We start from the raw sequence: 12,237 nt of genomic DNA on the forward strand, positions 1-12,237 counted from the left end.
GTCAGCGCGCCGCCCTGAACCGGCGCTCGACAAGCCGAAGCGCAAAAAGCATGATGTAGCCGGTCACCAGATACATCGCCGTCACCACGAGATAGACCTCGACGATGCGGAAGGTGTTGAAGTTGATCCACTGGGCGCCATAGGTCAGCTCAGGCACCGAGATGACCGACGCGACGGACGTGTCCTTGAACAAAGATATGAAGGTGTTGGACAGTGCCGGCAGCGTGATGCGCAGCATGGTCGGCAGGCGCACGTTGAGCAGCCTTTGCCATGGCGTCAGGCCGATTGCCTTGCCGGCATCCAGCTGTCCGCGCGGAACGGCTTCGAGCCCGGAGCGAAACACCTCGACCAGATAGGCGCCGCTGTAGAGCGACAGCGTGACGACGAACGAGGTCGGCGCGCTGTAGGCGATATCAACCACCGTCGGCAGGCCGTAGAAGACGAGATAGACGAGCAGGATCAGCGGCACGTTGCGGATGAATTCGACATAGGCGGCGATGATTGTGCGCACGATGCGTCCGGCAGACACATACCAGACCGCCAGAACCAGGCCGATGACGATGCCAATGGCGATCGATATGACGGCAAGCTCGAGACTGAGCAGCAGGCCGCCCCATAGCTTGTCGAAGTGCCGCCAGATCAGGTTGAAATTAAGGGCATAGCCCATGCGTCCGCCTTAAAGGCTCGTTGATATTCAGGTGATGCCGGCCTGCAAACGCCGGTTTTCGGCGCTTCCGGTGCTCACGTACTTTAAGTACGCTCCGCTCCGGTTCTCGAAAACCACCGTTTTCGACTCGGCCTGACCTGAATCTCAACAAGCCTTGGTGCCGAGGGCCGTCGGAGGCGGAAGGGCGCTGGATGCGCCCTTCCGCCCGATGCAGGTCAGATGGCTGGGAAGCCGGGATGGCGCGCCGGCGGCTCCTGTCCGAAATAGTCCTTGAAGGCGGCATCGTAGAGTGCGTTTTCGTGGCCGAACATGGCGATGGTGAAGGTCGCGTTGACGAAGGTCAGCCAGTCGAGGTCACCTTGCCGCAGTGCTGCGCCATAAAGCATGCTCAGCCAGCTCTTGCCGGCGTCGAAATATTTGTCCGGATTGCGCGAGGCAAGCCAGCGCACCGTGGACAGATCGACGGCAGCGGCATCGACGCGTTTCGATTCCAGCGCCTGCAGGACGTTGGCCTGGGTATCGATCTGCATGACCTGGCACTGGGGCAGGACCGAATGCACCTGCGCCTCGGCATCGACATTCTGCAGGATGGAGATGCGTGTCGCCGCGCCGCCGGCAAGCAGCTTGTCGAAGGTCTTGTTCTCGGCGGTCGGAAGGCTCAGCAGGGCGACGCCCTCGACATAGTAAGGCCGGGAAAAATTGACCAGCTGCGAGCGCTGGGCGCTCATCGTCATGAACTGGATGGTGATGTCGACCTTGTTGGTGGTCACGTTGGGAATGCGCTGAGCCGGATCCTGCATGACGAATTCGACCTTGGTCGGATCGTCGAAAAGGCCCTTGGCGAGAATGCGCCCCATGGTGATGTCCATGCCGACGAGTTCGCCGGCATCGTTCTCGAAGTGCCAGGGTGCGTTGGTGCTGCCGGTGCCGACGATCAGCTTGCCGCGATCGAGCACGGTGCGCAGCAAGCTGTCGGGTGCTGCCTGGGCAGCGGCCTTCTGGGCATCGACGGTTGCCAGCACGCCAGCCGTGGCCAGCCCTGCCATTCCCAATTTCAGAAAATCACGTCTTCCGGATGTGTCGTTCACGGCGACCTCCTTTCGTGTTGTGTTCCCCTTGTGCACAGGCAAGACACGCGTCGGTGATTTTGTCTCTTACAAGAGACGCATGTATCCTATACGAGACAGATACTAACACCAGGAATCGACAATGCAAGATGGCAATGCCTCGGCAGTTTCAGCCGGCGAGAAGATTTCGGGCTCCCGTGAAAAGGGGCTCAATCGGGTGCTCGAGATTCTGGAGTTTCTTCACACGACCCAGCGGGCGATCGGCATTGGCGACCTTGCCAAGGGCGTGAACGCGCCCCGCTCGACGACCTACACGCTGGTGCGGTCGCTGGTCGATGCGGGACTGCTGGAAATGGAAGGCGACGGCAATCGCGTCTATTTCGGCAAGAAGCTCTATCTCTATGGAATGGACTATGTGCGCGGCAACGACCTGTTGAGGCGGGGGCGCCAGGAGGTCGACAATCTGTCACGCGAGACCGGCGAGACCTCAGAACTGTGCATGCTGCAAAGCGGCCGTTACACGATCGTCCACGCGAGTCCCGGCACCAGGCCGTTCCGCATCAGCTCCGCCACCGGCCTGCAGATACCGCTGCCCTGGACGGCCTCGGGGCGGCTGCTTCTGGCGGGGCTGGAGAGGGTTGAGATCGAAGGCATGGTGTCGGACGACGATCTTGTGCTGCCCGACGGGCGCAAACTGCGGCTCGACGATTTCGTCGCCGACATCGCAAAAGCGCAGGTCACCGGCTATTGCGTCACCTCGGGCCTTGTCGATGCTTATACGAAATGCCTTGCCGCGCCGGTGTTTTCAGCCCCCGGCAAGGTCGAGGCGACGATGTGCCTGGTGGTCCCCATCGATACGTCCGAGGAGCGGACCGGCGAACTCATCGGCCTGCTGCGCAACCGCGCCGCGAAGCTTTCGATCGCGGCCTAGATCAGGATGACGTTTGATTGAATCGTCATCCTGATCTATTTCTTTGTTGGAGCATGATCTTTTCCGAAAACCGGTTCCCACTTTTCGGGATCATGCTCTAAGCGCGCCAACGAGTGAATGCTGCCTCAGGCAATGATGTCGGGAATGATCTTGTCTTCCAGCGCCATCAGCCGGTCCTTGAGGAACAGCTTTTTCTTCTTCATGCGCTGGATCTGCAGCGGATCGCAGGCCATGGCGATCATCGCGTTGATGGCCGCATCGAAATCGGCGTGCTCCTGCTTCAGCCGGGAATATTCGAGGCGGATATCAGCCTGTTCCTGATCGGACATTATCTACCGTCTGCACGTCTGCGGCGCCCAAGAATGGGCCTGATTGGGCGGGGCCGGCGGGATTTTGCAACCGGCGCGCAGCCCATATCACATTTCACATTGTCGTGGAATGCTACCACGGATCATTCGACATCGTTGCCGGAAGGTGGCACACTGTCACCGTGCCGTCACAGAAAGCGAACCTGCGGTGGACGCGCCGTGACGGTTGCAATCGAGGAAACCATGAAAGGGAGAACCAATCATGTCTCTTGCTTCCCATCTTGATGAGTTGCAGCGGAAACACGGCGACATCGAACGTGAAATCGATGACGCGATGAACCATCCATCGGTCGACGACCTCGAAATCGTGAATCTCAAGCGACGCAAGCTGGCACTCAAGGATGCGATTGAAAAACTGAGGGCACATCCGACCACGCATTGACGCTCTGCTGACCTAGCCGCTTACGATCCGCGGCCTCTTTTCCCGGCGGTACCCGCCGCCGGTGCGGTGGGTTTTGATTTCCAGCACTGGGCTATCGGCCGAGGCTGGACTGCCACCTGGCTCAATTTCCGCTTCGGCCGTCGCCAGCTTTCGCCAGATCATCGATTGTTTCTGGCCCCTGGCGGCGGGTCGATTCCAGCCAGTGGCGACCTGTCGCCATTGACAAGCCATCTTTGCTCCTCCACCTCATGCCCGGACTTTAGCGCATCGGCCCCGGGAAGCGTTCGTGCGTCCAAGTGGACGCACGAGGCTCCAGAGACAAAAGGCTGCCGGCATGACCGGATATTTTTCCTCTCCTTTTCCCCGCCGCACCTCGGTCGGCGTCGATGTCGGCGGCGTGGTCGTCGGCGGCGGCGCACCCGTTGTCGTGCAGTCGATGACCAACACCGACACGGCCGATATCGACCAGACCGTGGCGCAGGTTGCAGCACTCCACCGTGCCGGCTCGGAGATCGTGCGCATCACCGTCGATCGCGACGAGAGTGCTGCCGCCGTGCCGCGCATTCATGAGCGGCTTCAGCGGCTTGGCATCAACGTGCCGCTGGTCGGCGATTTCCACTATATCGGCCACAAGCTTTTGGCCGATCATCCGGCCTGTGCCGAGGCGCTGGCCAAATATCGCATCAACCCCGGCAATGTCGGCTTCAAGGACAAGAAGGACCGGCAGTTCGCCGCGATCGTCGAGATGGCGATCAAACACGACAAGCCGGTGCGCATCGGCGTCAACTGGGGCTCGCTCGACCAGGAGCTTTTGACCCGGTTGATGGACGACAACCAGGACAAGGGTTTTCCGCTGACCGCGCAAGAGGTGACGCGCGAGGCGATCGTGCAGTCGGCGATCCTGTCGGCCGAGATGGCGGAAGAGATCGGCCTTGGCCGCGAGAAAATCATCCTGTCAGCCAAGGTCAGCGGCGTGCAGGACCTGATCGCCGTCTATACCGAACTCGCCACCCGTTCCAACCATGCGCTGCATCTCGGCCTCACCGAGGCCGGCATGGGTTCGAAAGGCATCGTCGCTTCGTCGGCCGCCATGGGCATCCTGCTGCAGCAAGGCATCGGCGACACCATCCGCATCTCGCTAACGCCGGAGCCGAATGGCGACCGCACGCGTGAGGTGCAGGTGTCGCAGGAATTGCTGCAGACCATGGGCTTCAGGCAGTTCGTGCCGATCGTTGCCGCTTGCCCCGGCTGCGGCCGCACGACCTCGACCGTGTTCCAGGAACTGGCCCAGAACATCCAGGCGGATCTGCGCAAGAACATGCCGGTGTGGCGCGACAAATATCCCGGCGTCGAGAACCTCAAGGTGGCGGTGATGGGTTGCATCGTCAACGGCCCGGGCGAGTCCAAGCATGCCGACATCGGCATTTCGCTGCCTGGCACCGGCGAGACGCCGACCGCGCCTGTCTTCGTCGACGGCAAGAAGGCGGCGACGCTGCGCGGGCCGTCGATCGCGGCGGATTTCGAGAAAATGGTCGCAGACTATATCGAGCAACGGTTTGGTCGCGGCAAAGCCGCGGCCGAGTAGATCAGATGCAGCGTTTCCTCTGGGCGACGCTGATCCTACTGTGTGGGCTGGTCTGGTCGACGCTGGCCCAGGCGGATCCGCCGCAATCCGCCAAACAGCGGCTGATCGACAGGGTCTGCACCCTGATCCAGGCCCATGCCGATCAGAATGGCCTGCCCCGGGATTTCTTCGCCCGGCTGATCTGGAAGGAAAGCCGTTTCGATCCCAACGCCATCAGTCCGGTCGGCGCCGAAGGCATCGCCCAGTTCATGCCGGGCACCGCCAAGATGCGCGGACTGGCCAATTCCTTCGACATCGACCAGGCGATCCCGGCCTCGGCTAGATATCTCGCTGAAATGAAAACCGGCTACGGCAATCTCGGCCTGGCGGCGGCCGCCTACAATGCCGGCGAGAGCCGGGTGTCGCGCTGGCTCAGCTCCGGCGGCTTCCTGCCGATGGAAACCGAAAGCTATGTCTTCGACATCATGGGCGAGCCGGCCGACAAGTTTACCGACCGGGCCTATGCCGGAAAGATCGAGCCGCTCGATGCAAAGACGGATTTTACCGTCGCCTGCCGCAGGCTGCCGGTGATCATGTCGCGGACCGTGGCGATGGCCTCGATCAACATTAAGCCGTGGGGCATCCAGGTGGCCGGCAATTTTCGCCGCAGTGCCGCGATCAGCCAGTGGGTCAGGGTAAGGAGCCGGTTCCCGGCCCTGCTCAACGGGCATGATCCGGTGGTCAGCCGGGTGCGCACGCCGATCGGCCGGCGCGGTATCTACGCAGTCAGGATCGGTGTCGACCGGCGCGCCGATGCCAACGTCATCTGCCAGAAATTGCAAAGTGTCGGTGGGGCATGCGTGGTGGTGCGCAACCGGTAATTTGACCCCTGCCGGCATGATGTTCTGCCTGAGAGAGGCGTCTGAAGATGAAAGCCAGGATCATTTTGCTCAATGGCGTCGGCAGTGCGGGCAAGTCTTCGATCGCCAGGGTCCTGCAGACAATAACCGCCGAGCCCTTCCTGCATGTGCAGATGGACACTTTCATCGCGATGCTGCCCGACGCCTTGCAGGACCATACGGATGGTTTTTCCTATGAAACCATCCAACGGGACGGCAAGCCTTCGGTGGTGATCAGGACCGGGCCGGTTGGCGCGCGAACCCTGCGTGGCATGCGCCACGCCATCGCCGCCATGGCCGGGCAGGGCAACAATCTCATCGTCGACGACGTGCTCTGCAACGGCGAAATATCAGACTATCTCGAACTGCTGTCGGCTTTCGATCTCCATCTGGTCGGCATCATGGCACCGCTGGAAGTCCTGGAAGCGCGGGAAGCTCGGCGCGGCGACCGCATGCCGGGACTGGCGCGCTGGCAATATGAGCGCGTGCACGCGAATGTAGATTACGACCTCGAAGTCGACACCAGCGTCCTCACGCCGCTGGAATGTGCCCGTCGCATTCAGCAAAGATTTCAGCTATTGGGGCGGCCATCTTGACTAGGGGCGACAGCCCTGCCTTTGACGAGCAGCATGGGCCGTAACATGTTCGATGGATACATTATCTGCGGCACGCCGAGGACCGGAAGCACGCTGCTGTGCAAGCTTCTGGCATCCACGAAGACGGCTGGCGATCCGCACTCATTCTATCGGCGGCAGGATGTGTCGGAGTGGGCCGAAGAGTGGAAGGTGCCTGATCGCGGCACGATGAGTGAGCGCGAATTCAATGTCGCCTATCTCAACGCGGCGATCGCGGCGGGCAAGGGTGGGACCGGCATCTTCGGCCTTCGTTTGATGCGCGAAAATCTGGATGAGCTTTCGGCAATCCTCGACCAGATTTTCCCAGGGCTTTCATCCGACAGAGCGCGTCTTGAAAAGGCCTTTGGCCGCATTCTCTACATACACCTCTCCCGGGAGGACAAGCTTGCGCAGGCTGTCTCCCTGATCAAAGCCGAGCAGACCGGTCTTTGGCATATCGCTCCTGACGGCACCGAGATCGAAAGGGTGGCCCCGCCGAAAGAGCCCCAATATGATTTCGAGCGGATCAGACGTGAGGTCACGGAACTCGAGACCTATGATGCGGCCTGGAACATCTGGTTCGAGGAGCAAGGCATTTCCCCTCTGCGGGTCGGCTATGAGCGCCTTGCCGTGAACCCGGCTGCGACATTGCTAGGCATCTGCGAAGCCCTGGGGGTCCGAACCCCTGACGCCGAGGATGTTAGCCCCGGCGTTGCAAAGCTCTCCGACGAGACGAGCCTCGACTGGATGCGCCGCTATTGTCTGGACGCAGTCGTCTGACGCATCCCTGGATGCAGGCTACGCCGTCTTCGCCACCACCGTCTCGCTGAGCCAGGTGCCTATCTTGGTGCCGAGGCGGTCGGGCGAAACGGGCTTCGGCAGGTAGTCGTCCATGCCGGCCTCGATGCACTTGTCGCGATCGCCCTTCAGAGCGTGCGCGGTGACGCCGATGATCGGTATGTGCGTGCCCGTCGAGGTCTCCATGGCCCGGATCGCGCGGGTCGCTTCATAGCCGTTCATTTCCGGCATCGAGACGTCCATCAGGATCAGCTTGGGGCGAAGCGCCCGGTACATCTCGACCGCGGTGCGGCCGTTGCCGGCGATGCGGTAGCTCAAGCCCAACCCATTGAGGATCTGGCCGAACACCAGCTGGTTGACGTCATTGTCCTCGGCAATAAGGATGTCGATCGGTCCGTTCGGCGTCGTTGCCGATTCCGGCACTATCGCGGCCGGCATCGCCGGGCCGCGGATGACGGTAAAGGCGGGCGGTGCTGCCGGGGCAGCCTGCACGATCGGTTCGCGGACGAACTGCGCCTTGCCGACCTGCGAACGGGCCTTCTGCACGACCGAGATGACGGTGCCGAGCAGGACCGCGGAGCGCGCCGGCTTGGTCAGGTGCGCGGCAATGCCGAAATCGATGATCATCTTGCCGAAATCGACCTGGTCGACCGAGGTCAGGATAACGATTGGGATGGCCGACAGGCGGCTGTCGGAAGCAATGGCTCTGGCGACGTCGGCGCCATTCATGCCCGGCATCTGGTAGTCGAGGATGATGCAGTCGACAGCGGCGCCGAGCTGAAAGGCGCGGTCGAGGAAGGCCAGCCCGACGGCGCCGCTTTCGGCGGCGGCGCAATCGAAGCTCCAGCTCCTGAGCTGCTCGAGCAGGATTTCTCGGTTGACCGGATTGTCGTCGATGACCAGCACGCGCGCGCCGGTGACGTCGACCGGCACGATCTCGTCGCGCGCCGCGGCCTGATGCGCGGGCAGCGGCACCGCGAACCAGAATACCGAGCCGCGACCGATCTCGCTTTCGACGCCGATCTTGCCTGCCATCAGGTCGACGAGGCGGGCGGCGATGGCGAGGCCCAGTCCTGTGCCCTCATGGCGGCGGGTCGATGAGCCATCGACCTGCGCGAATTTTTCGAACACGTTCTGCAGTTTCTCGGCCGGTATGCCGATGCCGGTGTCCTCGACGCGCACCTTGAGCTGGACCACGTCGTTGACGATCTCGCCGCCGACATCGATCAGCACATGACCCTTTTCGGTGAACTTCACCGCGTTGCCGAGCAGGTTGGTGATGATCTGCCGGAACCGCCCGGCGTCGCCGACGACATGGGCCGGCAGGCGCGGGTCGACCCGCACGATCAGTTCGAGGTTCTTTTCGGCGACGCGCGCCGAGACCAGCGTCGCCACATCCTCGACTGCCTCGGAGAGACGGAAGGGAGCGGGGTCGAGGGTGAGCTGGCCGGCATTGATCTTCGAGAAATCGAGGATGTCGTTGATGATGGTGAGCAGCGCGTTGCCGGATTTGACGATGACGTCGGTGAAGGTCTTCTGGCGCGCCGTCAAATCGGTCTTGGCCAGCAGTTCGGCCATGCCGAGCACGCCGTTCATCGGCGTGCGGATTTCGTGGCTCATATTGGCCAGGAATTCCGACTTGGCGCGGTCGGCGGCCTCGGCCTTGAACAGGGATTCGGCGGATTCGGCAAAGGCGCGGCGGATCGCCACTTCCATCGGGCGAAAGATCCAGAAGGCGACGATGGCAAGCGCCGCGAACAGGATGCCGCTCGCCCACAGCAGCAGCCTGTCGCTGGAGGCGTCGGCCAGGTGGCGCTCATCGTCCATGGCGGTGCGGACGCGGACCAGCATTGGCTGGGCGAACAGGTCGTTCTGGTTGCGGATTTCGCGATAGCTCCACTCGTCGACCTTCTGCGCCATCGACATCAGGTTGAAGTTGCGCACCATGTCGCGCGGCGACCAGAACAGGTCGCCGTTGACGGAAGCGGATTGGAGCTCGTTGACGGTCTTGGTCGACAGCCGCGGCTTGATCGCCGCAAGCTGGGCGGTCAGCGTCTCGATCTCGCCGGTCAGGCGCTCCGAATGGCCGCGCGCCGATGTGGTCAGCGCATCGCGTGTCTCCGCCCGCCAGGCTGTGCCGGTCGTCTCGGCAAAGCTGGTCGCGTTGCGCAGATCGCGGGTGAAGACCACGAGGTTGCTGCTCAGCGCATCGATGTCACGGCGAAAGGAATTGACACGATCGAGCGCAATCACGATGCCTGCGGAAGCCAGCGCGAAGATCAGCAACCCTGAAATATAGCGAATCCGGACTGACTGGATGAAGGACGAATATTCCGGCATGCGCAACCCCAACACATACGCACCATTTTAATGGTCGGGATTACGCTTCATTTACATTAAAATTTCGTGTGGATAGACGAACCACGCGAACCGCCGGATGGATGACAGCTTTTGAACGCCCCCTTCGCAACAGCGTGTCGCGTCTGAACGGATTCAGGCCGCCACCACGACGAGGGCGCGGATGCGGCCACTCACCGGGCCTTCCCCGAACCGTTTCCCCATGGCATTCGCCACGTATCGCGTCGCCTCCTCCAGCGAGCCGCCGCGCGCCTCGATCTCGGCACGCAGCGGTGTGCCCTGGCAATAGGCCGCGGCCGCATCATGCGGCGACGGAGCTGCGCTCACGGCATCCAGAGGCTCGATGGCGACGTCGTGGAAGCCGGCGGCATGCAGGTCGGCGCGGATGGTGTCCGCATTGTGATAGCCGTGCGGCGTCCTCGCCATGAAGCGCGGCGGATCGGTGGGAAAGAGATGGCCGAGCGCCCGTGTCACTTCCTCGGCGAACTCGTTCTCTTCGATGGCACTCCAGACGTTGAACAGGAAATGCCCGCCCGGCCGCATCACCCGCCGAGCTTGCCCGTAGGCGGCCACTCGATCGGGGAAGAACATCGCGCCAAACTGGCAGACCACGGCATCAAACTGTGCGTCCTCGAAGGGCAGCGCCTGAGCATCGGCCTGCCGCCAGATGATCCGAGGATCGTCCGCCATCCGGGTGCGCGCGTGATCAAGCATGGGCTGGTTAAGGTCGGTGGCCACGATGCGTGTCTGCGCCGGCAGCCTCGCTGCGAGCGCCCGTGTCACCACGCCGGTGCCCGCCGCCACTTCGAGCACTGATTGCGGCCCGAGCCTCGACACCCGCTCCGCCAGATCCCGCGCATATGGCTCGAAGATCAGCGGCACCATCGCCCGGTCGTAGACCTCGGGAATGGAACCGCTGAACAGCTTGTCGGTGGTCGACATGGCATCCCTCCAACTCTGTCCGCACCGCGTGGTTGCCGTGTGGATGGCAAAGTCGGATCGATCCTCTGCTTCGGCAGGCTTCCGCTCAAGTTCTATTTCTGAATTGGCCGGCGGAGGGCGAGCGGGCTCTGACCGACCCATGGACAAAGAATACGAGCAGTTTTGCCGATCGCCATTGCGCCCGGAAATGCTCGTGACGCGCTGGGCGCCGTTGGTTGGCCAATCTCAGCTGTTACGCGCCGCCACGAATGTCGCCGCTTCTTTCAGCAATTGGGCGTCGTCACCATAAGGCTCGAGCAGTGCATGCGCCTGGTCAACGAGGCCGTGCCCAATTTGCTTCATGCGGCGCGACCAGTGTTGCCTTACTGGCGGCGACGCCCTAGCCGCGCAATCCCAACACGTGCGCATCATTTTAATGGTCGGGATTGCGCTATATGAAATCCCGTTCGTGGATGTTGTGCCTAGAAATCGATCTTTATCGGTGTTCCGTCCGAAACCGTGATGCGGTTGCCTTGTTGCCAGCGTTGGATGATCGGCGTGATCGAGTGGATCGCGGGATCGAACTTGACTTTCTGGTTGCGGCGCCAGGCCTCGTGCTGGATGTCGCAGTCCTGCGCCGCCACGGTCAGGTAGACCTTGATCTTGCGGTTGCCGGTGCCCTGTTCCAGCATCTCAAGCGAGGCACGGTCGGGGTTACCGAAATTGCCGTTGGCCGAAATGATATAGTGCTTGGCCTCGATAATCTGGAAGAAGCTCGTCTCAAGGTCGCGGTCCGAGCCATGATGAGGCACTTTCAGCACGTCGATTTTCAGCTTGCCGTTCCTGATCAGGCCGGCATTGTCGCACGCCTTGACGATCAGATCGCCTCTCGCATCGCCTGTCAGCAGCATCGTGGTGCCGTTGTATTCGAGCAAAGCGACGATGCTGGCAAGGTTCGGGATTGAAGTGTCGAGGTATTCCGCGAGCGCTGCGGGGCCAGCGCCGGTGGGATCGAGCTTCTCTCGCCACTCTTTGCGGAACTCCTCGACCTGCTCAACGAGCGGGCCAAGGATGCGCAGGGTCGCGTCGCCGACGGACATAGGCGGGCGATCGCCGGTGAGGAGGGACTGGTCGGGCGGGTTCCGTGTCACTTGCAGGAACGAGGCAAGCGACCCCAGCTTCAGCGCTTCGGGGTAGCTCTGCAGCACAGCCGCGGCCACAGGATCCGGCTCCGTTGCCAGTGCGAATGGTCCGGGCCCGCCGAAACTGGCAAGCGAGGCTGGACCACCCACATCGCGTGCTGCGGTTCCCTCCCCTTCGCCCAGGATGGCGTCAAAGCCATTGTGCAGCAGCCATATCGGCTTGTAAGGCCTGGGGATGTTGCGTTCATCCGCGTCGCGCATGGCCTCGAGAAGCTGGATGATGCCGTTGATATGGTCCTGGTCGATGTGGCTGACCATGACAATGTCGAGCTTTAGTGGAACCTCGTCCGGGAAGGCCTGCTGCTCCTTTTTCAGCCTGACCTTGAGCGATGCGTTGAACACGCCGGGCGGACCACCATCGACGAGGATGCGGGTAGGGCGATCGTTGCCATTGCCAAATGTCAGGAAAAGGCAGTCACCGTATTTGGCGGGTAGTGCCTCGATGTGAAATGCCACTCTATGCCTC

General features: G+C 62.0%; 12 protein-coding genes and 1 pseudogene. 6 read left to right on the forward strand and 7 right to left on the reverse strand.

Features of this window, described 5'->3' with window-relative positions; translation table 11 throughout:
* Position 1 precedes the first annotated feature (1 nt).
* Both HB777_32695 and HB777_32700 read right to left on the reverse strand, forming a co-directional pair.
* A complete protein-coding gene (locus HB777_32695; protein ID QND68244.1) occupies positions 2–667 on the reverse strand; it encodes an amino acid ABC transporter permease in 666 nt (221 codons plus the stop codon).
* A gap of 215 nt (positions 668–882) precedes the next feature.
* Positions 883–1,755, reverse strand: coding sequence for a transporter substrate-binding domain-containing protein (locus HB777_32700; GenBank protein ID QND68245.1), 873 nt, complete (start codon positions 1,753–1,755; stop codon positions 883–885).
* Positions 1,756–1,876: 121 nt separating this feature from the next.
* Between HB777_32700 and HB777_32705 the strand changes: the two genes are divergently transcribed.
* On the forward strand, positions 1,877–2,665 hold the full coding sequence (locus tag HB777_32705) for an IclR family transcriptional regulator (GenBank protein QND68246.1): 789 nt from the start codon (positions 1,877–1,879) through the stop codon (positions 2,663–2,665).
* Positions 2,666–2,790: 125 nt separating this feature from the next.
* Here HB777_32705 and HB777_32710 read toward each other — a convergent pair whose 3' ends face one another.
* Positions 2,791–2,994, reverse strand: coding sequence for a DUF465 domain-containing protein (locus HB777_32710; protein QND68247.1), 204 nt, complete (start codon positions 2,992–2,994; stop codon positions 2,791–2,793).
* Between the two features lie 241 nt (positions 2,995–3,235).
* On the opposite strand from HB777_32710, the gene HB777_32715 reads away from it, so the two are divergent.
* The 5 genes from HB777_32715 to HB777_32735 all read left to right on the forward strand — a co-directional run bounded on the left by HB777_32715 (position 3,236) and on the right by HB777_32735 (position 7,272).
* Complete coding sequence (locus HB777_32715; GenBank protein QND68248.1) at positions 3,236–3,415, forward strand: YdcH family protein; 180 nt, start codon at positions 3,236–3,238, stop codon at positions 3,413–3,415.
* Positions 3,416–3,749: 334 nt separating this feature from the next.
* The gene (ispG, locus tag HB777_32720) at positions 3,750–5,000 is read left to right on the forward strand and encodes a flavodoxin-dependent (E)-4-hydroxy-3-methylbut-2-enyl-diphosphate synthase (protein QND68249.1); all 1,251 of its coding nucleotides are present in this window, start codon (positions 3,750–3,752) and stop codon (positions 4,998–5,000) included.
* A 5-nt stretch (positions 5,001–5,005) separates the two neighbouring features.
* On the forward strand, positions 5,006–5,860 hold the full coding sequence (locus tag HB777_32725) for a lytic transglycosylase domain-containing protein (GenBank protein QND68250.1): 855 nt from the start codon (positions 5,006–5,008) through the stop codon (positions 5,858–5,860).
* Between the two features lie 47 nt (positions 5,861–5,907).
* Entirely contained in the window at positions 5,908–6,474 is a 567-nt protein-coding gene (locus HB777_32730; protein ID QND68251.1) for a chloramphenicol phosphotransferase, read from the forward strand.
* Between the two features lie 45 nt (positions 6,475–6,519).
* Positions 6,520–7,272, forward strand: coding sequence for a Stf0 sulfotransferase (locus HB777_32735; protein QND68986.1), 753 nt, complete (start codon positions 6,520–6,522; stop codon positions 7,270–7,272).
* Positions 7,273–7,290: 18 nt separating this feature from the next.
* Here HB777_32735 and HB777_32740 read toward each other — a convergent pair whose 3' ends face one another.
* The 4 genes and pseudogenes from HB777_32740 to HB777_32755 all read right to left on the reverse strand — a co-directional run bounded on the left by HB777_32740 (position 7,291) and on the right by HB777_32755 (position 12,227).
* A complete protein-coding gene (locus HB777_32740) occupies positions 7,291–9,630 on the reverse strand; it encodes a response regulator (protein ID QND68252.1) in 2,340 nt (779 codons plus the stop codon).
* A gap of 153 nt (positions 9,631–9,783) precedes the next feature.
* On the reverse strand, positions 9,784–10,590 hold the full coding sequence (locus HB777_32745) for a class I SAM-dependent methyltransferase (GenBank protein ID QND68253.1): 807 nt from the start codon (positions 10,588–10,590) through the stop codon (positions 9,784–9,786).
* A 225-nt stretch (positions 10,591–10,815) separates the two neighbouring features.
* Positions 10,816–10,963 (reverse strand): annotated as a pseudogene (locus tag HB777_32750) (polyprenyl synthetase family protein).
* An 88-nt stretch (positions 10,964–11,051) separates the two neighbouring features.
* Positions 11,052–12,227 (reverse strand): hypothetical protein, encoded by a 1,176-nt coding sequence (locus HB777_32755; GenBank protein QND68254.1) that lies wholly within the window; start codon positions 12,225–12,227, stop codon positions 11,052–11,054.
* Positions 12,228–12,237: the final 10 nt, after the last annotated feature.

Source organism: Mesorhizobium loti (genome assembly GCA_014189435.1).
Classification (GTDB): domain Bacteria; phylum Pseudomonadota; class Alphaproteobacteria; order Rhizobiales; family Rhizobiaceae; genus Mesorhizobium; species Mesorhizobium loti_G.

What these genes read in the sequence shown, in the direction of transcription:
- HB777_32695 (QND68244.1), bottom strand. Translation starts at nt 667, where the DNA reads ATGGGCTATGCCCTTAATTTCAACCTGATCTGGCGGCACTTCGACAAG.
- HB777_32705 (QND68246.1), top strand. Translation starts at nt 1,877, where the DNA reads ATGCAAGATGGCAATGCCTCGGCAGTTTCAGCCGGCGAGAAGATTTCG.
- HB777_32710 (QND68247.1), bottom strand. Translation starts at nt 2,994, where the DNA reads ATGTCCGATCAGGAACAGGCTGATATCCGCCTCGAATATTCCCGGCTG.
- HB777_32715 (QND68248.1), top strand. Translation starts at nt 3,236, where the DNA reads ATGTCTCTTGCTTCCCATCTTGATGAGTTGCAGCGGAAACACGGCGAC.
- ispG (QND68249.1), top strand. Translation starts at nt 3,750, where the DNA reads ATGACCGGATATTTTTCCTCTCCTTTTCCCCGCCGCACCTCGGTCGGC.
- HB777_32725 (QND68250.1), top strand. Translation starts at nt 5,006, where the DNA reads ATGCAGCGTTTCCTCTGGGCGACGCTGATCCTACTGTGTGGGCTGGTC.
- HB777_32730 (QND68251.1), top strand. Translation starts at nt 5,908, where the DNA reads ATGAAAGCCAGGATCATTTTGCTCAATGGCGTCGGCAGTGCGGGCAAG.
- HB777_32735 (QND68986.1), top strand. Translation starts at nt 6,520, where the DNA reads ATGTTCGATGGATACATTATCTGCGGCACGCCGAGGACCGGAAGCACG.
- HB777_32740 (QND68252.1), bottom strand. Translation starts at nt 9,630, where the DNA reads ATGCCGGAATATTCGTCCTTCATCCAGTCAGTCCGGATTCGCTATATT.
- HB777_32745 (QND68253.1), bottom strand. Translation starts at nt 10,590, where the DNA reads ATGTCGACCACCGACAAGCTGTTCAGCGGTTCCATTCCCGAGGTCTAC.